This window comes from Saccharothrix carnea, from assembly GCF_003014735.1.
Lineage (GTDB): Bacteria > Actinomycetota > Actinomycetes > Mycobacteriales > Pseudonocardiaceae > Actinosynnema > Actinosynnema carneum.
Genome location: NZ_PYAX01000002.1, coordinates 408,031 through 432,794 on the forward strand (window position 1 = coordinate 408,031; position 24,764 = coordinate 432,794).

19 protein-coding genes are annotated in these 24,764 nt (G+C 68.5%); 6 read left to right on the forward strand and 13 right to left on the reverse strand.

Translation table 11 applies throughout. The annotated features are described in order from the left end of the window. Positions 1-138: 138 nt before the first annotated feature. From B0I31_RS06055 to B0I31_RS06060, 3 genes are all read right to left on the reverse strand, one after another. A complete protein-coding gene (locus B0I31_RS06055) occupies positions 139-7,470 on the reverse strand; it encodes a LamG domain-containing protein (RefSeq protein WP_146173754.1) in 7,332 nt (2,443 codons plus the stop codon). Between the two features lie 258 nt (positions 7,471-7,728). Further along, on the reverse strand, positions 7,729-7,965 hold the full coding sequence (locus B0I31_RS39925; protein ID WP_146173755.1) for a tectonin domain-containing protein: 237 nt from the start codon (positions 7,963-7,965) through the stop codon (positions 7,729-7,731). A gap of 622 nt (positions 7,966-8,587) precedes the next feature. Further along, positions 8,588-9,136, reverse strand: a complete 549-nt coding sequence (locus B0I31_RS06060) for a hypothetical protein (RefSeq protein WP_106614313.1) — start codon at positions 9,134-9,136, stop codon at positions 8,588-8,590. Positions 9,137-9,967: 831 nt separating this feature from the next. Here B0I31_RS06060 and B0I31_RS06065 point away from each other — a divergent pair. Next, entirely contained in the window at positions 9,968-10,189 is a 222-nt protein-coding gene (locus B0I31_RS06065; protein ID WP_106614314.1) for a hypothetical protein, read from the forward strand. Positions 10,190-10,387: 198 nt separating this feature from the next. Here the strand turns inward: B0I31_RS06065 and B0I31_RS06070 are convergent, their stop codons facing one another. The 3 genes from B0I31_RS06070 to B0I31_RS06080 all read right to left on the reverse strand — a co-directional run bounded on the left by B0I31_RS06070 (position 10,388) and on the right by B0I31_RS06080 (position 12,568). Next, on the reverse strand, positions 10,388-10,807 hold the full coding sequence (locus B0I31_RS06070) for an SRPBCC family protein (protein WP_106614315.1): 420 nt from the start codon (positions 10,805-10,807) through the stop codon (positions 10,388-10,390). 1 nt (position 10,808) lies between these two features. Beyond that, a complete protein-coding gene (locus tag B0I31_RS06075; RefSeq protein WP_106614316.1) occupies positions 10,809-11,027 on the reverse strand; it encodes a hypothetical protein in 219 nt (72 codons plus the stop codon). Positions 11,028-11,170: 143 nt separating this feature from the next. After that, positions 11,171-12,568 (reverse strand): GDSL-type esterase/lipase family protein, encoded by a 1,398-nt coding sequence (locus B0I31_RS06080; RefSeq protein WP_245949715.1) that lies wholly within the window; start codon positions 12,566-12,568, stop codon positions 11,171-11,173. A 167-nt stretch (positions 12,569-12,735) separates the two neighbouring features. On the opposite strand from B0I31_RS06080, the gene B0I31_RS06085 reads away from it, so the two are divergent. The 5 genes from B0I31_RS06085 (at position 12,736) to B0I31_RS06105 (ending at position 17,942) form a co-directional block, all read left to right on the forward strand. After that, on the forward strand, positions 12,736-13,917 hold the full coding sequence (locus B0I31_RS06085) for a DUF2254 domain-containing protein (RefSeq protein WP_106614317.1): 1,182 nt from the start codon (positions 12,736-12,738) through the stop codon (positions 13,915-13,917). A gap of 164 nt (positions 13,918-14,081) precedes the next feature. Beyond that, positions 14,082-14,621: a copper chaperone PCu(A)C gene (locus tag B0I31_RS06090; RefSeq protein WP_106614318.1), complete on the forward strand. Its 540-nt coding sequence runs from the start codon at positions 14,082-14,084 to the stop codon at positions 14,619-14,621. A gap of 46 nt (positions 14,622-14,667) precedes the next feature. Next, a complete protein-coding gene (locus B0I31_RS06095) occupies positions 14,668-15,231 on the forward strand; it encodes a hypothetical protein (RefSeq protein WP_146173756.1) in 564 nt (187 codons plus the stop codon). Between the two features lie 363 nt (positions 15,232-15,594). Next, entirely contained in the window at positions 15,595-16,176 is a 582-nt protein-coding gene (locus B0I31_RS06100; RefSeq protein WP_106614320.1) for a DUF2238 domain-containing protein, read from the forward strand. A gap of 1,409 nt (positions 16,177-17,585) precedes the next feature. Beyond that, the gene (locus tag B0I31_RS06105) at positions 17,586-17,942 is read left to right on the forward strand and encodes a four-helix bundle copper-binding protein (RefSeq protein WP_106614695.1); all 357 of its coding nucleotides are present in this window, start codon (positions 17,586-17,588) and stop codon (positions 17,940-17,942) included. Between the two features lie 359 nt (positions 17,943-18,301). On the opposite strand, the gene B0I31_RS06110 is transcribed toward B0I31_RS06105, so the two are convergent. The 7 genes from B0I31_RS06110 to B0I31_RS06155 form a co-directional block, all read right to left on the reverse strand. Then, entirely contained in the window at positions 18,302-18,847 is a 546-nt protein-coding gene (locus B0I31_RS06110) for a hypothetical protein (protein ID WP_146173757.1), read from the reverse strand. A gap of 308 nt (positions 18,848-19,155) precedes the next feature. After that, a complete protein-coding gene (locus B0I31_RS06115) occupies positions 19,156-19,524 on the reverse strand; it encodes a hypothetical protein (protein WP_146173758.1) in 369 nt (122 codons plus the stop codon). Positions 19,525-20,057: 533 nt separating this feature from the next. Then, a complete protein-coding gene (locus B0I31_RS06120; RefSeq protein ID WP_106614323.1) occupies positions 20,058-20,651 on the reverse strand; it encodes an iron transporter in 594 nt (197 codons plus the stop codon). Positions 20,652-21,302: 651 nt separating this feature from the next. After that, positions 21,303-21,818: an SRPBCC family protein gene (locus B0I31_RS06130; RefSeq protein WP_181320013.1), complete on the reverse strand. Its 516-nt coding sequence runs from the start codon at positions 21,816-21,818 to the stop codon at positions 21,303-21,305. A gap of 401 nt (positions 21,819-22,219) precedes the next feature. Beyond that, positions 22,220-22,594: an ATP-binding protein gene (locus tag B0I31_RS06135; protein WP_106614326.1), complete on the reverse strand. Its 375-nt coding sequence runs from the start codon at positions 22,592-22,594 to the stop codon at positions 22,220-22,222. A gap of 1,611 nt (positions 22,595-24,205) precedes the next feature. Continuing rightward, entirely contained in the window at positions 24,206-24,481 is a 276-nt protein-coding gene (locus B0I31_RS40405) for a hypothetical protein (protein WP_181320014.1), read from the reverse strand. A 43-nt stretch (positions 24,482-24,524) separates the two neighbouring features. Beyond that, positions 24,525-24,731, reverse strand: coding sequence for a hypothetical protein (locus tag B0I31_RS06155; RefSeq protein WP_106614329.1), 207 nt, complete (start codon positions 24,729-24,731; stop codon positions 24,525-24,527). Between the last annotated feature and the right edge of the window lie 33 nt (positions 24,732-24,764).

The following is a 24,764-nucleotide window of genomic DNA, read 5'->3' on the forward strand; positions in this document are numbered from 1 at the left end:
CAAGGCGGGCTGCTCAGCGCCACGGTGCTCTGGCGTTTTGTGGTGTGGACCGCAGGACGGGTAGCTGTGCGCCAGCCGGCGGTGGTTGCAGCGGTGGACGGGCCCGGCCCTCCGGTGTGGCGGAGGGCCGGGTGGCTGTCAGTTCTCCATGCCGAAGTAGCGGCCGAGGTAGTCGATGATCTCGGTGCTGTGGGGAAGCAGCTCGGGCAACTGGGCGGCCAAGGCGTCGCGGGTGGCGGTGGCCAGGGCGGCGGCGCTGGTGGCGGCGGGGCGGACATACGGTTCGAGGCGTTTGATCAGCTCGTAGTTGCTGTCGATGTTCTCGGCGCGCATTGCCTTTTCCAGCGGCGGCGCTCCGGGTGGCGGGACGGGTGCCAGCACTCGGCTGAGGTAGGTGACGCGGTGCAGAATCCGCCAGCAGGGGGGCTTCGCGGAGTTCTGACGGGTCTGCCGCAGCGCGGCGGCGTCGGGGGCATCGCTACCCGAGAGCCAGGCCGGGTCGACCACCTTGTTGTAGAAGTCGTCGAAGTTGGCGCTGTTCTCGCCGAGGTAGAAGGTGAGGAAGCGGTAGGCGTCCACCTTGCCCGGGACCAGGACCGGCTTGCCCGTGATGTCGTAGACCGGTTTGCCGTCCTTGTCGCGGCGTTGCAGGTCGCCGGAAGGCGCGCACTGGACGTTCAGGCCGAAGGAGCGGGAGGTGTCTTTGCTCTTGGTGCGGGTGGTGGTGAACCCGCCGCCCACCGAGGCGTCCATCTGGCCCCACCAGCCGAGTCCGAGGGCGCCGAAGTTGCCTTGGAAGCTGGCGCCGATCTCGCCGCTGAAGGCGTAGGAGCCTGAGGTGGTTTCGCTGACGGCGTCGGTGGCCTCGGTGGTCTCGGTGAAGAAGCCGCCCTTCGCGGTCCAGACGTAGGTGTTGACCAGGTCACGATGCGAGAAGCCGTTGGCGGCGGCGCTGCCGGCAGTGCTGCGGCTGGTCTCCTGCTGCCCGGTGGACATGCCCATCGAGCGCAGCAGTGCCGTGGCCTGGGTCTCGGCCGGGTCCCGGTGGTGCGGATCGGTGGAGATCGACTCGTAGAAGGCGTGCAGCCGCTGCTGGTCGCGGGTGATCCGGCGCTTGAGCGCGTAGGCGTCGCCCGGTTTGAAGTAGCTGTACTGGCCGTAGTTCGCGGCGGTGGGGTAGTCGGGATCGAGGACCTTGCCCCGGTCGTCGAAGCCGACCGCGCCGTCCAGAGTGCCCTGCTTGGTGTAGCGGGGGTTGATGGGGAAGTGGATGACGTTCCAGTCCCGCGGGATGTCGGGGTTGGGCAGCATCCGGTAGGCGATCAGGGCGCCGGTGTGCGCCAGGCGCAGGGCGAAGACGTCGGCGGTCTGTGACTGCACCAGTGCCAGGCCGGTGTTGGCAGGCACGTACCGCCGGCCGATCGCGGCGTTGAGCACCTTGGTGGGGTCCTCGGTGTGGCCGGTCAGCGCCAGGCTTGTCTTGCGGGCGGTGTTCTTGCCCTGGCTGACCTTGGTGTCCTGGCTCCACGTGTTGGCGTACTCCAGGCTGCCTGATGCGCCGAACCTCATCTGGCCCTCGGCCAGCGGGGTGGCGGTGCCGAAGCCCAGCGGCGCCGTGATCGTCAGGACGCTCGCGTCGGTCTCGACGCCCAGGGCGAAGTTGAATGCGGCGGTCAGGCTGCTGGTCCTGCTGGAGGACAGGCTCTGCACCACCTGGTCGGCCTCGGCGAACTCCACCGAGGAGGCGCCGGCGTAGCCGTCCCCCTTGTCGGTGAGGTTCTCCGAGGGCACCGGAGGGGCGCCCTCGACGTAGCCCATGAGCTGCGGGTCGAACTGGGCCTGGCCGACCCACTCGGTGACCAGGTCGCCCACCTTGTAGCCGGTGACCAGGTGCCAACGGCCGTTGCGGACGAAGCCGTAGCAGCGTTTGAGCACGCCGACCGCCTCGGCCTTGGCGTCGAACTGGAGGTCCGCGTACTCGGTGGCGCCGGGTGCGCCGGCGACGGTGTCGTGGAAGGGAGTGCGGACGTCGGCGAGGGCCGAGCGCACCTGGGCGGTGTCGGTGGACACCGGCGCGGTGGAGAGCAGGATGCGCGGCCGCGTGGCGGAGAAACCCAGGTTGTTGCCGCGCAGGCCCTCGTCGTGCACCGAAGTGGTGCCGGGTGTCGTGGAATCCCGGTCGAAGGACCAGTAGCCGAGCAGGTCCTGCTTGTTCCCGCGCAGGCGGGCGAACAGGTTGTCGGAGATCTGCTCCCGGGTGCGGACGGTGCGCCAGATCCGCACCTCCTCCAGCGTTCCGGCCAGCAGTTCGGTGGGCTTGCCGCCGTCCAGGCGTCCGCCCAGCGTGAGTTGAAGGTCGCCCCAGGTGCCGGTGTCCTGCGCGGTGGTCGGTCCCTCGGACAGAGGCTCGCCGTTGCGGTACAGCCGCATCGGACTCGCCGTGGGATCGGGATCGCGGGTCCAGCGCGCGCCCCGCAGCTTCGCCGGGAAGGAGCCGGAGGCGTCGAGGGTGACGTTGCCGGCGTTCTCGTTGAAGGCCCAGCGGGCCACGAGCCCCTTCTCGCGCGGGGTGACCGGTAGGCCGAGCTGGACGGCTGGCCGCGCGGCGTTCCACAGCCGCACCTCACCCACGACGCCGCGGAACCCGCGACCGATTTCCAGTGCGCTGCCGTTGGACTGCGCGCCGGGGCCGCTGTACAGGTGGCTGCCGGCCGGAATGCCGTTGAGGTAGAAGCGGATTTCCTGCTCGGGCTGGATGTTCGCGTTCGCCGAGGTGGCGGCGGAGACCTCGGGCTTGCGGCGCTGCCGCACCACGCTGACGCGCTGGAAGGCGCCGGCCGTGACGGCCCGCTCGGAGGTGTACCGGACGGCCTTGCCGTCGGCCTCGGCGAAGGCGAACTCCACCTTGCCGTCCGCCAGGACGCCTAGTTGGTACGGGACACCGTCCCGGCCGCCGTTGACGACGATGCCCTTGGCTAGGAGGACCATCGGCGTGCCCAGCCGTTCGATCTGGACGAACGCCTCGATGGTGAGGTCCTCCAGGACGTCCAGCGTGTTCTGCGGGGCGACCAACAGGCCCTCGCCACCATCAAGGCGCAGTGCCCAGGACTGGGAGAAGGTGGCGGCGAGGTGCGCCCACTCGTTGCAGGGGAAGCGCTCCGCGGAGCGGAGTACCCGGTCGCCCACCCGGGCCACCACCTGGTAGCCCTTGATCGGCGAGGCAGGGCTGCCCGGCCCGTCGAAGGTCCAGTGGCCGAGCAGTCCGGGCTCCCGGCCGGAGAGCCGCTGGTGACGATCGGCGGAGATCTCCTGCTGGGTCCGCACCCGGCCGAAGACGCGGACCTCGTCGATCTGGCCGTCGAGGTAGGCGCCGGTGAAGGGCTGGTGGCCCAGGATCAGCGGCCCGTTGCCGGTGTAGGCGCCGGTGGCGGTGCGGCGGGCGACTTCGGTGCCGTCCCGATAGAGGATCTGCTCGCGGGTGGCGTGCTTGTATACCGCAGCCCAGTGGTGCCATTCCAAGTCCGGGTAGGACTGAGTGGTGGTCAGGTCGTCGCTGAACAGCGCGAAGCCGAAGGCGTCGTTCGGCTCGTAGTGCAGGTGCAAGGTCTGGTCCGTCCTGCCTGCCAGGGTGCCATGGGTCAGCAGCGGCTCCCGACGGCCTCGAGACTGGTTGCGCTTGGCCCGCAGTTCGACGGTGAAGTCGCGGTTGGACAGGTCGAGCGAGGGGGTCAGCTCGATCTTGGTGTCGCCGATGAACTGCTTGACGGGGAGCCCCACAGCGGTGAGCGCCAGCGAGTAGGCGGACTCGTCCGTCCTGGCGTGGATGATCCGGCCCTGTCCGGCCTCGGGGTTGACCCAGGCTTCCAGGGTCACGTCCCCGGTCGGGGTGACGCTCGGCAGTTTGGCGGCGGGCAGCGTCAGATACTGCTCCTTGCCGTCGAGCAGGAAGGCCCGGCCTGGCATCTCGGCCCGCCAGCGGCAGCCGCGGCCGGTGATGCTCGCCAAGGCCGTGCCGTTGGGCACGGAGTCGACGCCGCCCGTGGTCAGGGAGATCAGCCGGGAGCCGGTCGACAGCACAACCCCGGGCCGGGTGGACTCGGCCCGGGCCCAGTCGTAGCTGACGAGGCTGACCTTGTCACCGGGCTTGATCGCGGTGCCCACCGTCGAGAGGGTGAGTGTCTTGGAGCCCGTGGGGGTGTCCGCGTCCGCCGCGTACCCGGTGCTGCCGATCGTGAGGTGGGCCTTGGCCGGGACCGGGGTGGTGGTGGCTGCGGTGAGCTCCACGGTGCTGCCGGTCACGCGGGTGACCGCGCCCACCGTCACCGGCCGGCCGGGGCTCCCGGCTAGGGCTGCCGCCATGTGGTCGGCCTTGCGGGGCAGGGACTTCCAGGTCTCGGTGTCGCTGCCGATGGTGACGGTCAGATCGCAGCGGCCCGGGGCGTCGCCGTTGCTGACCTTGATGACGGCACCCTCCATGGTGATGCCCGGGTCGCGGGCGAGGAAGGTGAGCACGCCGCCGTCCCCGGCCAGCTTGTGGGCTCCGCGGACGACGGCGGTGTCGTAGTACACGGCGTAGAACTGGTCGTCGGACCCGCGGAAGTACAGCACGACGTTGCCGGTGCCGCTGTCCAGGAGTGCGGGCCGGTCGGTGCCGCGTGCGAATTCGAGCAGGCCGCCGGACAGGCTCAGACCGGTGCGGTCCACCGCGAGCGGCGGCATCGCCACCGTCAGGTCGTCGTCGCCCTGCAGGGCGCCCGACAGGCGGGCCAACCGGTCCCGGGCGTCCTGCAGCTCCGCCTGCTTGGCGGTCAGCGTGAGCTTGTGCTCGGCGACGCGCTGCTGGGCGGTCCTCGCCTCCTGGAGCAGGGCGCGGGCGGCGTCCATCGTCGCCTTGGCCGCGAAGTACTGCACGTCCAGTCCCGACCGCATGGACAGACGTGTCATCCGGAACAGGCCCGACTCCGCCGTGAGGTGTTCGCTCGACTGGACCGGGATGAGGTCCCGGGCGGTGGAGGGCAGGCCGATCGCGAGGCGGCTCCTGCGGTTGACGATGCGGACGTACTCGCCCTCGGGAACCAGCTGGAAGTGCGCGGACTGGTTGCTCGATTCGCGGGAGAGAGCCGTGATCAACCGGGACTTCTCCGCGATCGAGTTGCCGGCGACACGCAGGTCCGCGTTGCGCCCGTGGGAGACCAGGAAGTAGCAGGGCCGGCCGTCCTGGTTCTCGCCGACGGCCTCCACCCGCCAGTTGGTCAACCGGGGGTCGTTGCTGTCAGGGGGGACGAGAAGCACCCCGACCTCGTTCGCCGAGGAATCGACGGCGTGCAGCCGCTGCGCTGTCGTGCCGTTCACCAGGCGCGGAGTCTTGAGGTCCACGTTGTAGATCCAGGAGGTCGCTAGGTCCTTCTCGGCGAAGTAGCGTCGCTCCAGGTCGTCGAACCCCGGCTTCAACCGGTCGTGTTCCGCTTGCCGCTCGGCCACCTTGCCCGCAGTGGCGTCCAGCCGGGCAATCTCCGGCGGCAGGTCCGCGACCTCCGGCTCCAGCCGCCTGATCAACTGTTGCAGGGCGCTGATCTGCTCCGAGTCCTGGCCCTTCGTCGGCCGTTTGAGCACCGCCGGGTCCAGCACGTCCGGCGCTTGGGCCAGCCGGCCATCGCGGCCGACCGCGAAGTCCAGGCTCGCCAGGCACGGGTTGGGGCCGTACCTGGCGGCGAACGCCAGCATCACCCGGGCCTGCCGCTTGGCGGGCTTGGGGTCGGGGCGGTACCCGGCGACGACGTTCTCCTGCTGGTGGTACAGCACCGCCGACATGCCCGACACCACCGAGCGACCCTTGAGCGCGAAGCTGTCACGCCGCACCCCGGGGTGGTCGCCCACCGGGGCATCCGAGCCGGTCCACTGCGCTTCACCGCCGAGAGTGCCGTGCAGTGCCCGGTCGGTCTGGTCGTGGGCTGTGGTCCCCGCACCCTCGTCGAAGCGGTAGTAGGCCACCAGGCCCGGCTCGTTACCGATCAGCCGGTGTTTCATGTCCTCGCCGAGCTCGGTGGCGGAACGCACCCGGTCCCAGATCCGGAGATCGTCGATGTCGCCCTCGAAGTTCTCGTCCGCGCCGCCTGAGGAATGCTTGCCGACCAGGGTGTTCACGCCGGTGGCCGGGGCGAACGGCAGCGCCCCGCTGCCGACGGGCTTGCCGTTGACGTACAGCTTCGCGGTGGTGCCGTCGAACGTGGCGGCGATGTGGGTGTACAGGTCCGTCGGGACCGACTCGGTGGACAGGAGCGGCGACGGCGCGCCCTCATGGGTGAGGCTCACCAGGCCGGCCGCGTTCACGGCCAGCAGGTATTCACCGCTCCTGGCCAGCACCGGGCCATCGTGGGCGGTCGGCTTGACCCATGCCTCGATGGAGTAGGGCCTGCCGCCGAACCGTAGCGCCGCCGGATCGCCCAGGTCGATGTGGGGGTCGGTTCCGGCCAGCCGCAGCGCGGTCTCCGCGTGCCCGTCGGTACTCGTCACGGGCACCAGGTCGCGCCCGGTGAAGGGACAGGTCCCGGGGCTGCGCTCGAACACCGCGTCCCGGTAGATCGGGTCCGGGCTGGTGTAGAAGCGGGTGCCCTGGGTGTTGAACAGGCCCTGCGCGCTCTGCTCGATGTTGAAGGAGTCGATTCGCCCGGTGGCGTCATTGTGAGCGAACAGCTGCCAGCGCTGCGCACCGCTGATTGCGGTCGGCACGAGCACCGCGGCGAACCGGCCCTGGGTCAGGTTCCGGACGAACGACAGTTCTTGGGTAGGCTCGTAGAACGGGCGGCCCTCCATGTCTTCGGTGCCCAGGCTGTCTTTGGCGGACTCCGGACGAGTGGCGTGCCGGCTGCGCTTGTAGCGCGCCTCCAGGACGGGCTTGAGCTTGCCGTCCACCAGCAGGAACCGGTCGCACAGCAGGGTGTTGCGCACCAGCGGCACCTTCTTCGTGCCGCTGAGCAGGTAGTCGTTGCGGGACGCGTCCCCTGAGCAGCCGCCACCGGTCAACTTGAACACCGCCGCGGGATGCGTCTCGCTGATCGACTGCCGCAGAACTACCACGTACGTGCCGTCGGATATCACGTGCAACGGGGCGTCCGCCGTCAGCCGCGCGGTGGTGGACAGGAAGGCGTCCGTCTCCCCGGCCGTCGGCCGTTCGGCGGCGGCCGCCTCGGCCCCGCCCCGCTTGACCGTCGGCATCGCCGTCGGGCCGACGACGGCGTAGCCCACCTCGGCCAGTTCCCGGGGGAAGAGCAGTTCGGCTGGATTCTCGCTCCAGTACGCGGCATCCGCCTCGCCCTTGGCCTGCGGCCCGGACAGGTCCAGCACGGAATAGACGATTCGGTGGGACGCGTCCATCGCGAACGCGATGGTTGTGCCTTGATGTCGCGCCATGGTCACGTGCCGGTACGACCGGTCCCCGTACACCTTGAGCAAGGAATCCTGAGATGCCACTGTTCCCCTCCCACGAGCATGAACGCCGGGCCTCGGCCCGATGCCTCTCGAACCCCGACACCCGCGCCAGTGCGAGGTCGAGATGCTTCTCGCCCGGTCAGCAAGACGACGTCTTGCCACCGGGCACTCCTGCGGTGTCGTTGGACCGTCTGGACGACCCGATGTCGCGACCGCCCGATGGAGCCGCGTGATCGAGCCTGCAGGTCGATGTGCGTCGGCTCGCGCCACCGCGGTGAGCGGATCAGCGGACTGTGCCGATCAGCTCGGCGCGTCTCCGGCGTAGCGGAAGACGCCGCTGCTCGAATCGACACCCCAGACGGTGCCGTCGGCGCCCGCCCCGATGTCGGACAGGGTGCCCAGAATGCCCACCCACGGGTTCTCGTCGTCGTTGGTGTAGTGGTAGATCTGGCTGCTGCTGTTGACGCCCCACACAACGGTCCGCGATCCGACCGCTATCGCGGAGAGACCACCCGAAGTACTCTTCCAGTGAGCCACTGCTCACAGTATCGAACACATGCAGAAAACCGGGGAACAAGGCTCGATCACGAATGCGGTTGTTCACCCGCTAGCCCCCGTGGCGTTTCTCGGCCACTTCGAGCGTAGAGGTGACCCCGGTGCCGTCCTTGCGCAGGTAGACCTTCGGGAAGGCTGCCGACCGGATGGTGACCGGTATTTCCCCCAGTGTTGCGAGGACGGCTGCTGGCAAAGGCATGATGGCCTCTCCATGTGGTTCGTCACGATGCGTCCCGAGCCACGCTCCGGCGATGAGCCCGTTCAGCTCGAGAAGCGGGTCGGTCGAATCCGTTCGGCGAAATAAACGGGGGAGTGTCGAACCGACCCGAGCGGTGATCAGCTCAATATGGCAGCAGGACAGGTGCGGAGTTCGAGTCGCGGTCCCGTCATTATTCGTGTTCCGTCCATCCGCTCGCTCAAGACAAGCAGGGCACAAAGCGCGCCACAAGAGTCTGAACAGCCCAATGATCACTCGGCGAAGTGGAACTCGATCCTCGCGACCGACCGCGGTTGTCCGTTCGCGCCGGTAATCGGGCACCCCGCAGGGGCAGTGCGGCGATCGGGTTTTCGACCGGTGTGCCGCCTGCCGTGGAAGCCCCGACGGTTACGGCGCGGAGGTGATGGCGAGGGTGACGAGTGCGTCGATGCTCGACACCGTTCCCAGGCCCAGCGTGCACAGCGTGACGGCGGTGGACGGTCCGGTGATGGTCTGGACGACCGAGCCGCCGGCGAACAGTCCGGCGGTGACGTTGCCGGTGATGGTGACGACCAGTGCGGCGCCGGCGGTGGTGACGGTGGTGCTGCCGGAGATGGTGGAGGTCTGACCGGTGTTCCAGGTGATGGTGAAGGTCAGCGGGGCCGAGGTGAGCAGGTCAAGGCACGACAACGCGGGGTAGGGAATGGTGGCGCTGCGGGAGCCGGAGGTCAGCCCCGGCACGCTGGTGGAGGTGCACGGTCCGTACTGGGTGGACGCGGTCACCGTCGTCGGCCCGGGGGCGAGGGTCAGCGGCGGGCTGAAGGATGCGGTCTGGCTGCTGGTCGGCAGGCAGGTCACGTCCAGCACGCCCGCCGTGGCCGGGGTGGCGGAGGCCATCAAGCCCAGGACGGTGGCCGCCGTGGTGAGGAGACCGGTCAGGACCGTGCGTGAACGCATTCGTCGCTCCGAGGGTGAGGTGCGCGGGAATCCGAAGGCGACATGAGGCCGCCCGTCCTGTGGATCGGCCACCCCGATCGACCCGTTACTTGTTCATGGCTTTGGGTTGCACATCGGACAAGATGGCGCAATCCATGTGGCACCTACCTGTCGAATGATACTTTGCGTGCCACCGGCAGGTGGCAAGAGGTCAACCGCATGGAGTCTTGACCGTGCACGGGCGGCTCAGGGCCGCATATTTCGGCAATGGCGGATGTCGACGTTTTTCGGTCACGGTCCGGCGCGGACAACAAATCCAGGCGCCTGGACGACTCGGTCAGGGTGGATATCGTTCGGGGTGGTACCGCCTACCGAGATCGGCCGGTCGCGACCGCGGCACGGTGGGTTCCCACAGTGCCGGTGGTGGTGCCGACTTCCCATGAGATCGGGTTTTGGCCGATCAGACCGGTAGCGGCGGGTCGTGCAGGCGTTGATGTCCGGTCAGGATCGGTTCGGCTCAGGGCGAGCGGCGGACGAGTCGGAGGTGGACCCGCCGGGTGCGGTATGGCTCGGCCGTAGGCAGGGCTGCGGTCGTTGATCTTCGACTTCCACGGCAGTGGGTTTCGAACCGGCCAACGGATGCTGTCGGTCGGCTGGTGCCTGGTGGCCCAGTACGCGCGACGATGACGGCCCATTCCGGACCCTCCCGATTTCGTGTCCGCGCATCTGCCCAGTACGGGCGTATGAAAAGACTTCGCTCCACATGAGTTTTCTACAAACGCTGTCACCTGCCCGGCGGGCACGAGCACGAACGGTGCTGTTCACGGCGATGGCGGTGATTGCCGGGACCACATGGCGGTCCTGCCGGCAGGACCGGCGGCGGCCGCTACCAACACCGTGGCCTACACCGCTAACAGCAGCGCCGGCACGGTATCGGTGCTCGACACCGCTACCAATACGGCCACCGACACGATCACCGTCGGCAGCGGAAGGGTAATCAGATCTGTGGAGATCTTCTGGCTGTACCGCGCTCGCAAGGTCTCTTGCCGGCCACCAGTTCAGTGGGTTGAATGACCATGTTCGAGCGAGGAGAGGACGCGGTGTGGGTGCGACTTCACGTCGAGCGTCCACGGTCAGAGGCGTCGACTGGTGCTCGAACGCGGTCGAGTTGAGGTCTGTCCGACTGCCGTGCTTTGTGGGAGTCGACAGGATCAGTGCATCGCGTACCGCGGTCGCGGTGGCGGAAAAGGGCTGGTCTGAGCGTTACCTGTCTCAGGAACGCGACACCGCGACGGCATGAGGTGTGGCCCGTCGCTCCGCGCTGACGGCCGTGGCCAGCGCTTCGAGGGCCCGCGCGAGCCAGTTCTCCAGACGCTGCGTGGGAAGCCCTTCGGGACCGGTGAGGCGGACCGCAACGGCGCTGAGGCCTGGTGCAGTACGCAGAACTTGCAGGTTGCCGACGTAGGTGGGGGCGTTCGGGCTGCCCCAGTCGATCGTCAGCTTGTCCCAGTCGACCACTACGTGCCGTACGACGTTGTTCTCACCCGACCACAGGCGGACCAGGTTGGGCCCGTACCGCTCGACCTCGACGCCGGAGGGGAGCCAGGCCGACAGGTTTTCCAGGTCGGTCACGACGTCGAAGACCACATCCGCGTCCGCCGGGATCGACGTGGTGCGTTCTGCGGACGACATGTCAGGTCCGTGCCGAGACGAGGACGTCGAGCCGGTAGCGGGCGAGGCGGTGGAGCATTTCGGCGAGGGCTTTCGGCTGAGTCTGACCTTCGAGGTCGAGCCGTGCTCCGACGACGGTGCGTGCGACGACGCTTCTGGGGACACGCCCGCTGAACTCGGCGGCGAGCGCGCCGACGGCATCACGACAGTGGGGATCCTGGTGGTACTGGCGGGTGACCACGGTTGCTCCTTTTCGTCGAGGCTCGGTGTCCATCGTCGGGGAAACCACAGCTGGGCGACCTGACGACTGGCTGACGATCGTCGGTTCGGCTGTTCCTCCAGTCGGCAGACGCCACTGCACGGATCGCGCTCCCGGTCATCCGGTCAACGCGGATGCGCAACGAAGACCTCGTCGCCCGATCGGTTCGGGAGGTCCGTCGTGAGGCGGAGATCGCCGTCGTGATCGGGGACGCACGCCGCCTCGCGATCCGCGGTGCCCAGGAACTCGCCGATGCAGCGGGCGAACTGCCGATGACCTTCGCTGTTGGGGTGGAACGACTGCACGCTGACGTGCTCGACCCGTTCGGCGTCGCCGAAGGAGTCCCAGTCCAGGGTGAGCCGCGTGAACCACTCGCTGCCGAGGTCGTCGCCACCGGTGCACGCTTCGTGACCGTGCCCGGCCCTGGACAGATCGAGGAAGCGGGCATCGGCGCGTTCGGCCGCCTCGCGCAGCGCGTCGGACAGGCTGCCCACGGCGTGGTCCCGGATCCACGCCAGGTCCTCGGTGTGGAACGGGCAGGCGCTGAGGTTGCGCAGTTCCTCCGGGATGTCGGGGGCCAGCGGTGACGTGTAGGAGAGCTGGATCAGCTGGTAGCTGCCCTTGCCGTACCCCGCCTCGGCCAGGACGGACCTGACGTCGCGGAGCGCTCGGCTGACCTTGGGCACGACGGCGTCCAGTCGTTGCCGCCAGTCCTGCCCGATCACGTGGCTGCACGGCGGGTCGAGCAGGATGCGGGCGTGCAGGCAGTCCGACATCAACCGGGAGAAGCCCGGGTCGTCGTTCGCGCCGACGGAGACCACCACGGCGGCGATGCGGTGGACTTTCGCCAGTTCGGCGAGCCGGTGGGTCTGGCTGGGCTCCGTCCACTGCGTCGTCCCGTCCACAAGCAGGTCTTCGGTGGACGCGCCGGAACAGGCCAGGTTGATCCGCGCCTCCACACCTGCCACGTCGAGCCGGTGGACCACGGCGTTGGCGGAGCGGTGACACCAGTTGCCGTTGACGCCGTCTGTCACGGTCTCGTACGCACCGGCGCCTTCGCCCGACAGGATGCTGTCGCCCAGCGTCACCACCGTCAGCGGTCCGACCGGGGTCGTTGACGGTTGTTCGGAGTCGGTCGGGTGGTCCCAGGATTTGACGGTGACCGCCACGACACTTGCGAGGAGAACCAGTACTGAAGCACTGATCAGCCAGCGCCCGCCTCGATCCGCCATGGTTCGCATCCCTTGCTCGACCGTGCTGTTCAGTGCCGTTTCCGGATCGCGCCTCGGGCTGTGATCCCGCCCAGCCGGACGGTGCGCCGTCGAATCGTCGATCGGGGTGGGAGAGGCAGCCGCCCGCGGCCCACACCGGATCCGCAACCGGCGGCTACCCGGGAAGTCGGCAGAGGACCGCGCGCTGCCGCCCTGTATGGCAATCGCAAGGTTCTCCCGAGAGCTGTGCGCAGCATCGTCGTGACAGGCCTCGGGTGGACGGATCGGAGGACGCACTTCAACCAGAATCAACGTTGCGATTGCGTTGCGGAGGGCGCGTGGACCGGTCGTCCGGTGGACGCGGGGTAGCCGCACGGTATGAGGCGAGCGCAGGAGGAGTACCTGCCTGTTCCTGATGTGGTTCGGGGGCGTGGGCTGGAGCGGTTGCCCACGACCTCGACGGAAGGGCAGGGGGGTCGGTGAAGGCCGGATTCCGGTACTGGCTGCGTGACCGGTTCTGGGCGTTGCCCCTGGCCATCGCGCTCGCCGCCGCCGGCCTCGCCGTGGCCCTCACCACGCTCGACCTGGAGCTGTTCGGCTCGCTGCCGGTGCTGTTCAGCGGCGGCCCGGAGGGGGCACGCGCGCTGCTCGCGGCGATCATCACCTCGATGATCTCGTTCACCGGCCTGGTCTTCTCGATCACGGTCGTGGTGTTGCAACTGACCAGCAGCCAGTTCTCCCCGCGCGTGCTCAACACGTTCCTGCACGACCGCTTCACGCAGGTCGCGCTCGGGGTGTTCGTGGCGACGTTCGTCTTCGCGTTCGTCGTGCTGCGCACGGTCCGCGGAACGGCAGAAACCGCCGACTTCGTCCCCACGACGGCGGTCACCGCGGCCGTGGTGCTGGTTTTCGTCAGCGTGCTGGTCTTCCTGCGCTACATCCACCACATCACCCAGTCCATCCGGGCCTCGACGATCGTTACCCGGATCGGGCAGGACACCAGGGCGCTCATCGTCCGCCGCTACCCCGAGGACGCGGAAGCCCCGACCGCGGGCGCGCCTGCTGCCGGGCCGGTCTACCGGGTGCCGACCGACGAAGGCGGCGTCGTGCAGAGCGTGGACGATGATCGCCTCGCCCAAGTCGCCGTCGACCACCGGTGCTCGATTCGACTGGTGCCCGCGATCGGCGAGTTCCTCCCCACGGGCGCCACGCTGTTCGAGGTGACCGGGCAGGAGCCGCCGGACGGCGAGGACCTCTGCGCCGCGGTCGTCCTCAACGCCGAGCGCACCCTGGACCAGGACGTCGGGTTCGGCCTGCGCCAGCTCGTGGACATCGCCCTGCGCGCCCTGTCGCCGTCACTCAACGACCCGACCACCGCCGTCCAGGTCGTCGACCAGCTTCACGACCTGCTCCGCTGCCTGGTCACCCGCCCAATGCCGCCTCGCCGGCGGTGCGCCGACGGCGTGCTGCTGCTGACGGTGCCGGAGACCCGATTCGGAGACCTGCTGGCCCTCGCCGTGGACGAGATCGCCCGCGTCGGAGCCGAGGACCCTCGCATCCGCTCCCGACTGCGCCTGATGCTCCTCGACCTCGGCGACGTCGCGCGGCCCGAACACGTCCCGCCGATCGCCCATATGCTTCCGGCTTTCGCCGACTCCTGATGTGTCGCCTCACCGTGACCGGCTGACGGTTCCGGTGCCGGGTGTTCACTCGTTCGAGGGGTTTGGGGCGACGTCAAGGTGCACGATCGCCTGCATCGCCTTGCAGTTGTGTGACGGTCCCTCCCTCCCGTCGTCGACGGGACGAACAGGGGTAGCCGGACGGTATGACGCGAACAGGCCTTCTCACCGTGGCGGCGGCGTCGCTGTTGGTGCTCACGTCCTGCTCGGAGGACGTGGACCAAGCCAGCACCATGGGCACCAACCAAGAAGTCGGGACCGTGAAACTGCGCAACGTCTTCGTCGAGGCCCCGCCCGAGATCAAGTACCAGTACGACCCGGGGGACGAAGCGATCGTGCGGTTGGAGCTCTTCACCGAGGCGGACGATCCCGCCACCCTGGTGTCCGTGCGCACCGACCTCGCGCAGCGGGTGGAGATGCTTGCCGACCCGGACTGCGACGGTGATCGCGAGCAGGTGCCGAGCATCGCCGTCCCGCCTGAGGGGGCGGTGAACGAGCCCGGCAGTCTCCACTCCGCCTACCACCTCAAGATCGTCGACTTCAACCGTGAAGTTCTCGCCGGTACGACTGTTCCGCTGGTCTTCACCTTCCGGGACGCGGGTGAGGTGACCGTCGAAGCGATGGTGGAGGCCACCGACGACGGCGATGTCCCTCCTCCTCGGACGTGCCTGCCCATAGTGGAATGACCCACAGTGATCGTGTGGGTGACGAGTATCGGAAGGAGGCGACACGGTGCGGACCTCGAACACCGCAGTGATGTGGTCACCGGAACGCGAACGTGGATCAAGGAGGACCATCGTGGACTCGAACCGCACGCGCCCGGCATGGTTCGGGAAAGCGGTGGTGGCCGGTCTGCTGGCACTTCTGCCTTTCACGGCGGCCGGTTGTGCCGGCGACGGCCCGTCCGGGGAGGACGCCGCTCAGCCGACCACTGCCGTGGAGGACGACGCACAACTCGAGTACTTCGGCTCCGACCAGTTCGTGGGGGACGAGGTGGTCGTCAGCTCCGTCGTGACCCGGGTGCTCGGTGTGAAGTCCCTCGTTCTCGACGGCAGCGAGTACGGGGACGAGTCGCTGCTCGTGCTGTCGCCCGACGGGCTCGGGCAGGTCCAGGAAGGGGACATCGTCAACGTCAGCGGGTACGTGGAGCAGTTCGTCCACGCGAACCACGCGGAGGAGTACGGCGTGTTCGACGAGGGCGTCTACGACCTCTACGTCGATGAGGAGTTCCTCCTCGCAGATCACATCTGGGAGGGTGCGCTCGACTCGCCGGATGTGCTCACGCCGTCGAGCTGATCTGTGATCGATCGGGCGGCGACCGGAAACGAGGGATCGGTGTCACCGCCGCGGGCACGCCTCGCACGAGGACTGGCCCGAAGAACAGGAGGTGGCAAGGTGGGAGTGTTCGCTCGGTCGGGAAGTGTGTGACATCCCCAAGACATGTCCATTGTGCTCGATCGAGTATCGCCGACCATTCCATGGTGGCACCGGTCGTGGTGCCGAGGGCGCTGGGTGAGCTACTTGGCACCCGTCATTGTGAGCCGCCGCGCACCGCCCCAACTGAACGAACCTCCGAACACAGGCTCCGCACCACCCCTGTCACCCACAGACGATTACCGACGGTCACCGGCCGTCGCTCGACCCAGAGGGGTAACCCCAGTGTCCACCACGCCGAGCGCCGTCATCAGGACGGCCGGGATCATCGCCGACCTGCTGCGCGCCGCCGTGCTGGCAGCGGCCGTGTTCACCGCGCTGTCCGATCAGGTCGAAGGAGCCATCCGGCTCGGCCTGGTGTTCCTGGTCCTGCTGGCTCCCAGGCTGGCAGGCTTGCCCCGTCCTTTCGACCTGGCGGTGTGCGTCCTGCTGCCCGTGGCCACCGCTGCGTCGCTGTTCCACTGGTACCGGCAGATAACCTGGCTGGACTGGGTGCTGCACTGCGTCTGCACCGGTGCACTGGCCGCCATGGTGTACTTGTTGCTGCTGCGCACGCGGCTTCTGCCGGCCCTGCGAGATCAATCGCGGGGCGCGGTTGTGCTCCTCACCGCGCTCGTCGGCATCGCGCTGGGTGTGGTTTGGGAGTTCTACGAGTGGTTCGCCGAGATCGTCGCCGGTGTCCGAATCGGCGTCGGCTATACCGACACCATCGCTGATCTGGCGATGGACACGCTCGGCTCCCTGCTGGCAGGCGTGGCGCTAGTAGCCTGGCTGGCAAACGGACGGGAACCCTTCCCTCGCACATAGGGCCGGGCGGGACGGCTTCCGTTGTGGTGCGGGTGCCGCTGGTGGGGCCTGCCGTGATCGCAGATCCTATTCGGTCGTGTCGGCCGATGTCATGCGGTGTGCCTGCCGGGCCGTCCGATCGGTTGTGTAGTGGATGGTCTGCACGACGACGTGGACGTTGCGCACGACGTAGCTGTCCACTCCGCTGTGCACACGGCCGGGGTCGTTGTCGCGTCGGCCTGAACCATCACGGCATCCCGACCTGGCCGGCCACCAACAGCGGGTGGCACCAGTAGTTCCCGGCGGGAGAGTGGTAGGAGCTCAATGCACCGGCCGGCTGACGGACCGCGTCGTATCCGTGGTGCACACCCTCGACCGACAGCATCGCAATGTCGGGAGTGCAGTTGCGACTGAAATCTTCTTCCAGGTGTCCGGGACGCCAACAACGGAGGTGGTCCTCCAGCACATCCCGTGTGTCCGTGATCGACGGGTCCGTTGCCGGTCAGCGCTTCCCGCCGGTGTGCCGTGTGGATGTGGCGTCAGCTGTGCGGTTCTCGCCGCCGGTAGGTCACGCCCACGCTGACCGTCGCCACCATCGCCACGGCCCCGCCCACGACGACGTTGACGATCGCCGCGGTCGTCGAGCCGGGCCGCCCAACATGGCCGGGACAAGGATCAGCCACGCGCCGGAGGCGATGTGGAACAGGCTGAGCACCGGTAGGTGCTTCGGCGCGATGACGCGGATCAACGCTGTGATCGCGATGACGCCACCGACGAGGAGGTCGTGCCCGTATCCTTCGACGCCACCACCGACGGGTGCTTAACCGAGCGCGATCGGCGCGGCCGCCAACCACACGCCTGCCACGAAGGCGAGGCCGCTCGCGAGGCGCGCGGTGACGGGCGCCTAGCGCCCGGCCCAGGGACCGGTCATCAAGCGCAGGACCGACAGTCGTGCGCGGTGTCTTGTCCGCGCACCGGTGCAGGCCGGCTCTGGTGCCGTCTGCCGTGGCACGTCGGGCGCCATGTCGCCTCCGCCGTCCAGACGGTCCTGGCCCACTCGCCAGGGTGCCCTGGTCACCGAGGAGGTCAACCCGCCGGGACCGGCCGCAAGGTCGCAACGGGCACTTGCTCGAGTGACGTTGCGGTTGTCTGACACGCCACCCCTGGGCGTTCAGTGCGCCGTTCCTGACGGGTAGCCCTGTGAGGGGACGGGTTACCACCTTGAACCCGATGTGTCCGTTCGGGAGTCGACGACGTGAACCCCAGGGACCAGGATCGGGGAGTCGAGCACATAAACGCAGCGACCCAGTGGTGGACCTCTCCCATGCTCCAGTCGCGGTGCTGTCCCCGGATGCGGTCGTCACCGCGCCGTGACGTGACAGCGGTCGGAGAGCGCAGCAGCGAACCACCTATCACGAGGAGTGATCGAGTTGACCACGACGACGTCGATGCTGGAGACCTACCCGGCGGAGATCAAGCTCGGCAGGGGCAGGCTCGCGGCGACGATCGACGTGCTGATCTCGTGTGCCGAGGCGTGTACCGCGTGCGCGGACGCGTGCCTGAGTGAAGGGTCGGTGGCGGGGTTGGTCAAGTGCGTTCGGGCTACCACGGACTGCGCCGACATCTGCGGCACGACCGCACGGGTGTTGTCACGGAACACCGGCTACGACGCCGACACCAGTCGAGCGCTACTGGAAGCGTGCGCGGTGACGTGCGGGTCGTGCGGCGACGAGTGCTGGGCGCGCGCGAGGATGCACGAGCACTGCCGGATCTGCGCCGAGTGCTGAACTACATCACCCGCATTGTTGGCTCGATGTGCCGATGAACGGCGGGTTCGGTTATCGCCGGTTCGACCATCGTCACGATCGTGCCCCCCGGTGGCGTCGGCACTGTTCGACACTCTGCTCGCGGCCGTGCTCGATGACCCGCCTGGACGGCGAAGGTAGGGAGCTTGGTCCCGGTTGCGGTCGGGCACGTGCTCTGCGGAGATGGTGATCGCGGCACCGCAGTCCCGCCGGCTCAGGCACCGCGTGGACATCGCCTCGGGGGCCGGGAGACCGGCGGTTTCCGCGCGTGCGGGCCGGCCTGTCCACGGGGGCCGTGCCCGTCCTGCGGTGCCGCCTCGCGGACGGGTCGCCGGACCGGGTCATGCGGATCGTGCGGGATCGTCGGTGGCGGCGCGCCGGACGCCGGCCCGAACCGCCTCGAGTTGAGCGGCGAACGACAGCCCGTACAGCGCCGACATGGCGGTGAGCTGACCCCAGAGCAACAATGCCATGATCCCGGTCAATGGTCCGTAGACTTGGCCCAACGAGGTGTCCAGTGTGCGGCTGAGCCCTACGAAGGCGATGACCAGGGGTATCGCCGCCAGCGAGATCTGCAGGCCTAGCGCGCGGGCGTGGGAGAAGCCGTCGCCGTAGCGGAATCGCACGAAGGCGTCCTTGACCAGTGTGACGCCCCCGTGCTTGCGCAGCGTCTGCCACGCCATCCGGCGGGAACCGACCAGTTTCCCCGCCGTGACCAGCCAGCCCCTGGCGTTCACGTCGCGCAGCAGCGCCAGGTCCAGCAGCCCGTCGGCGGGGTCGGCCTCCGGCAGCAGCGCGACCCCGCCCTGCAGGGCACCCACGTTCCCGGCGACCGCCCCCACGACACGGCGAATGATCCAGCGGCCCCCGTCCAACCGGAAGGCCACCCGGCCGGCACCCGATCGCAGGCCCTTGATGGCGGCGGGCAGGTACGCGGGCCACCCCAAGAGGCGCTTGAGCCCGGGGTGAGGTCTCGCGGACCATCACCGCGTCCAGACCGATGCCGCCCATGCCGACGAAAGGGTGTACGTCCAGCAGGCCCATGTCGATGCGGCGGTCCGCCCCGTTCGAACGCGGTCGCGACGGCGTCCTTGACGTCACCGCTGATGGAGTCGACAGTGTCGGCCGCCCGAGGGCTGTCGCGTATTCCGGCGACCGGCAGTCCGGGCATTTCGGTGGAAACGAGACCGAAAGGTCAGCTCTCCGGTACCAGGTGGTGGCGCGGCACGGCCAGGCGCACGCCGTCCGCTGCGACACGGTCGACCTGGTCGGCACCGGCGTACAGATCGGTGCTGAACAGACCCTTCGCGTCGATCTTGATGTAGCCGGTCCGCAGGAGCTTCTCCGCGAGTTGGCGGGGCACGTCGGGTTCGGAACCGGTGAACGAGTCCACGACCACCTCGGCCAGTCCGCGCGGAGCCTGCTGTCCTTCGGCGGTGATCGCCTGCGGGTCGCCGAACTTGAGCGCCGCGACCGTCCCCAACTGTTCATTCTCGCGATCGATCACCGGCATGCCGACCTCGACATCGGCCAACGGGTTGGATTCGGGCATCTGCGTAGTCATGCGATTGCACCTCTCGTCTCAGTGCCGGCTTCCCGCACTCGGTGACCATCTGTCGGCGGGATACCGGGCATCTCTTTCGCATTACCGGGTGGATACCGGAGCGGCGGAGGTCGGCGTGCTTGTTCCACGTCCAGTACCGCGTCGGGGACCGCTAACACCAAGCCCGGCTCCCGACCGACTCGTGCCGGCCCGCCGCCATGGGCGGGTTGCCGAGCGGTCAAAGGCGCGAGCTGTCGTCAATCGCGAGCCTCGTGGCTCCGCTCCGATTCGTGCGCGTGTCACCGTCCATGATAGTCGGTCGTGCGCGGTCCGAATACGTGAAGTGCTTGTAGTGTAAGGAAATCGTCAAGGTTCATGTTCTGCCAGGAAGTCGTCGGTTGGCTCCATCGTCCCGAGAGGACGATGGAAGGCGTGACCGTCTGATCGCGGAAGCAGGTGCGAGGAAGAGACAGGGCCTGTGTCGTGGTGGACGCACTGCGTGTGCACCGACCGCAACGGCTGCGACTGGACCTGGACGGTGTGACGCTCCCCGGTCAACGTTCCGGGGTGTCCTTGGCGCGGGGATGGGCGTGCGGGCTGGGCTTGCGGCCGGGCTTGAAGGGAACCGCCAGGAAGGAGACCTCGACCGGGTGCCCGTAGCGCTTGCCGTTGACCGGGTCGTGGCGCATGAACCCCGGCGGATCGATGTGGACCTGCACGTCGTAATTGCCCTCGCCGGGCATGACGAAGTTGGCCCCGTAGTGGTGCAGGAACGGGTGCCACAGGAACGGCAGACGGGTGTTCAGGACCTGTCGACCGTCGTGGCTGACGGTGACGGTGATGTCGAGCCCTGGGACGAACCGGCCGTCGCCGGCGTCGGCGACGGCGATCTCCAAGTGCCCGTTGGCGTCCTCGGGCACCTCGTGCCAGACCAGGTGGCCGTCCTCACGTGCGTACACGCCCTCGGCATCCTCCTGGATGAGGGCGACAATGAACTGGCCGGCCTGCTTGACGACCGCACCGGACTTCTTGCGCATCGCCTCCAGCGCCCTGCGGTAGGCGGCGCCCTCGGCGCGGGCCACGTCGAGCTGGGCGGCATCTGCCTCGTTGCTCGCGGCCATCGGCGGGGTGCTACCCGGCGTGCTCATCCGGCCTCCTGGGTGACGTGCTTGCCTGGCGAACCAACCATCCGCGTCGCGGCACGCTGTGGTGTCCAAGGGCTTCCCGAAGATGAAGCAGGTAGCCACCGGGCGGTGCGACCGCAAGGAAACCGTCAGACTCCAGGCACGGCACGACTGCGGGAGAACGACCGGGAACTGCCCTCCACGTCCTGCACTTGGCACCGGTGGCCGCTCCTGACGGAAAGCTGCTGCGGCCGGGAGACGACATCAGCGTCAGGTTCAGGATCCACGGTGAGCACGGTGGCGGTGATCGGCGGGTGGCAGTCCGCAGCGATGTGGTGGGGCAGCTCGAGATGCACTGGGACCGTGACTGCGACGGTGCGGCCGAGCAGGTGGCCGGCCGACGGCACCGGCTCGGATTACCGGCTCGTGCGAGTGGACCTGCGCGAGGAGCGGGCCGGCGGGTCGACCGTGACCGTCGAGTTCGACTTCGCCCAGGCCGATGAGCTGACCGTGGCCGTTCCCGTCGTACCCGCCGCTGCGGAACCGGTGGGCTGCTCCGACCGGGACTCCCGCTGGACCCGCGGCCCGGTGAACGCGCAGGGCGCCGACACCTGTGCCGGTACACCGGCGACATCACCCGGCCGTTGTGTCTTCGGCCCGACGTTGCGGCCGGTCTCACGCCGACGAGACCGCCGTGGACACGCCTCGGTTGCCGAGCGAGCCCGCCGTCCACGGTGCGGTCTGACGTTCCGCGCACACTACGGCGGCGAGTGCGTCGAGCGCCTGCGCCAGCCAGTCGTCCAACAGCGGCACGGGCAGCTCCGCGGAACCGGTGAGCTCCACGGAGACGGCGCTGCACCCTGGTGCGATGCGCAGCACTCGCAGGTTGCCGGTGTAGGTCGTGGCGGTGATCCCGCCCCAGCACACCCGCAGGCCGTCCCAGTCGATGCGCACCTGACGCTCGAAGGGCTCGTCGCGGAAACCGCGCAGAGGCCACAGGCGCAGCACGCCGGGTCCGTACAGCTCGATCTCCACACCGGGTGGCAGCCAGTCGGACAGGTGTTCGACGTCGGTGATGACGTCGAACACCGCCTCGGCGTCGGCCCGTATCGTCTTCGTCCGTGCGGTCCGGGCCGGGGCGCGGATCGCGGTGCGCGTGTCACCTCGGGGCGCCGACTGGTCAGTGATCATCAGGGTCCTCTCGTCCGGGTCTCCCATCTTCTGTCGCGGTGCCGGCGGGTTGACCTGACAGGCTGCTGACGATTTGCGGTCACCGACGCGCGGCCGGACCGTCCTGGTCGCCATCGGTGCGCCGCGCGGTTGGCGTCCGGTGCCCGATCGCATGACGATCACCGGGCCCGCGGGAGAGCCGACCGCTGGGGGGAACCGGGACCGCGGCACGGTTGCCGCCCGGGGTGGAGGTCGCCGCAGAAGGGCGGGGGACGCAGAAGGTGTGACCGGCGCGGGTCACGGGCCGGGTGATCCGGAGCATGCGCCTTCGTGGCGTTGGTGTGCGACGACGGACGCGAGCAGGTTCCATTAAGGTTCGGCGGGTGCGCAGGGACCCGGACGGGTGTGGTGCGCGCTCAGGTTCAGTCTTCGAAGTCCAGCCTGGCGTACACGGTAGTGGTCCCCTCGTGGGAGAGCATTCCCCATCGGCTGCACAGCGCGTCGACCAGGAGCAGGCCTGCGGAGAGTCGCCACGGCCAGGCTCGCCTGTGTGCACGGTCGCGTACGGTGACGATCATCGCCTCGCCGAACTCGTCGAGGTCGAGTTCCACGACGTAGGGCGCCGACCCGTGGGCCACCGCGTTGTCGAACAGTTCACCGGCGACCACGCCCACGAGCATGACGTCTTCCGGCGGCCAGCCGTCCAAGCGTTCCTCGACCCACCGTGCCACTTCGACCGACGAGATCGAGTCGTCGTCCCAAATCACCAGGACGACCGCGTCATCACCGACCTCCACCCGATGATCCTCCCACTCCTCTCCGGTCCGGACCTGACGACAACCTTGCGATCGTGACGCTCAGGGCTCGTCTCCGCGGCGGGGCGTCGTCGCCTCGATGAACTCCGCACCGCCGGGTTGAGGCGAACGTCAGGTGTTCGTCAGATACGAGCAGCGTGCTCCGCGGCATGATGGTGGGGCGACTCGCGGGGGGCGGTAACCGCCGCGAGTCGACCACTACCTGGAGCGCTCGAAGGGGAGCGAGTCCTGACGCGGTCCGTCGGCGTGGTGCCGGCTCGATGCGACCGGAGTTGCCGGTACGCCGACGTCGACTGCTCAAGCCCTCGGTACGGCGTCCTCGTCCGGGCGATCGCTCCGCAGGTCCACAGCGCGCTGGGCGCGCTCGGCGTGGCCACCTGTCGGTCCATGTCTTCGCAAGGTGATTGCAAGGTCGATCAACGGACTTGTCGGCCACAGTGGTGGTGAGTCTGCGAGACGATGAGCGTGAAGGGCCGGGTGTCCCCCGCACTGACGCGGCCGACACCCGGCTCCACGACCATCCCGATCCGAAAGTCGGCTGCCCAGTATCGTGACCGCTATTCCCATCCAGGGCGAAAACGCCGGCCTGCTCTTGATCTGCGACGATTGCGGTCGTCGGTTCGACCACGGTAGTGGAGAAGAGTGGACTTCCTTGTGGTTCCGGGCGCTTGCAGAGGGTTGGGCAGGTCGGGACCGGGCGGTCGGGCCGCACCGCTGCGACTCGTGTCCAGCTTGAGACCCGCACTCCGCCGATGCGGTGCCGTGCGGGCTGGGTCCGCGATCCCGGCCGCCACCGCGGTGGACGTGGCGGAGCAGTTGCTGAAGCACGGCTCTGCCACCCACACCCCCTACCTCGGTGGGTCGTGGGCCGGTTGACCGACGAGACCCGCGATCGGTCGGGGTGGAGGCCGATCAGAGTGTGCTGGTGCTGTGGCTTGATGAGGCGGCCCGGCCGCTGACGCCGGGTGCGGGTCGGAGACGTGTTCGTGGAGCTGGCCGGGCAGAACGTGCGTGAGGTCGAGGACATGCTGCGTGCGACCTCGCCCGACGCGAGGGCCGAGCCGAGTCGACGGTGCAGATCGCGGCGCGCGAGCGCGCCTCGTCACGCTCATAAGATTCAAAGACGTGGCGCCGGCCCGACGCGACACCACCAGGCTTCGGGACGTGGCGTGCCCTCCCGCGGAGATGTCCATAGTCGAACCGGATGACGCTCTGTCGGACTTGCTGTCGGCCACGGGCGACTGCGCGGATGCTTGGGGGGTCGATTCCCGAACAGAGCCACCTGGTGGGCGTCTCACCCTGTGACATCAGCCGTGCGGTCCTGGTGCACGGACTCGGGTGCCACGACATAGGTGGGGCACTGCCGTCTGGTGGTTGACCGGCGAGGACGGTTGTCGCGGGCCGAGCTTGGTCCGCAGGGCCGCGAAGACCCCGGCGAGCACGACGATGAACATCGGCAACGGGTTCGGTACGACGTTGACCTCGGCGGGAGCCTCCGACTGCCGAACGAGTACTGGACGAGTCCGGCCGCCATGCCGACGGCCGCCGGCCCGAATCCGTAGTGGAAGCCGAGCTCTTCCTGAGCAAGGCCGGTCAGTAGCGGCCCGACCAGCGCAGCATTCCCACCTCTCCGTCCACCAGGAGCGAGTGGTAGTGGTAGTTCCCGCTGGGCAGGTACGAGCGCAGGACACCGGCAAGCCACCGCACCGCATCGTGACCGTGATGGACACCCTCGGCCGACAACGTGGCCACGTGGTTGGCGTAGTTGCGGCGCAGGTCGCCTTCCAAGTCACCGACGCGGCGGCAGTGGAGGTGGTCCTCCAGCACCTTCCGGGTGTCCCGCTGGTCGTCGTTCCGATTGTCGCTCAACGTCGACCTCCTCTCGTCGCGGTGGACTTCTGATCCGGTGCGCTCACCGGCGTCGTAGTGAGCGCAGTGTCGCCACGGTCAGCACTACGGCGAGCAGTGTTGTCAGCACCGCCACGACGGCGACGTACACCTGATCGGGTCCGCGGTCCGCGGCGATGTAGAGCAGTCCCAGCAGGAGTACAACACTCGTCCAGCCGGCGATGAGCTTGGCCGGCCGAAGGGCCTTGTCCTGCTCGCTCGATGTCCGCATGTCCCCTCCCGTTCTGCGGCATTCGTCCTAGGG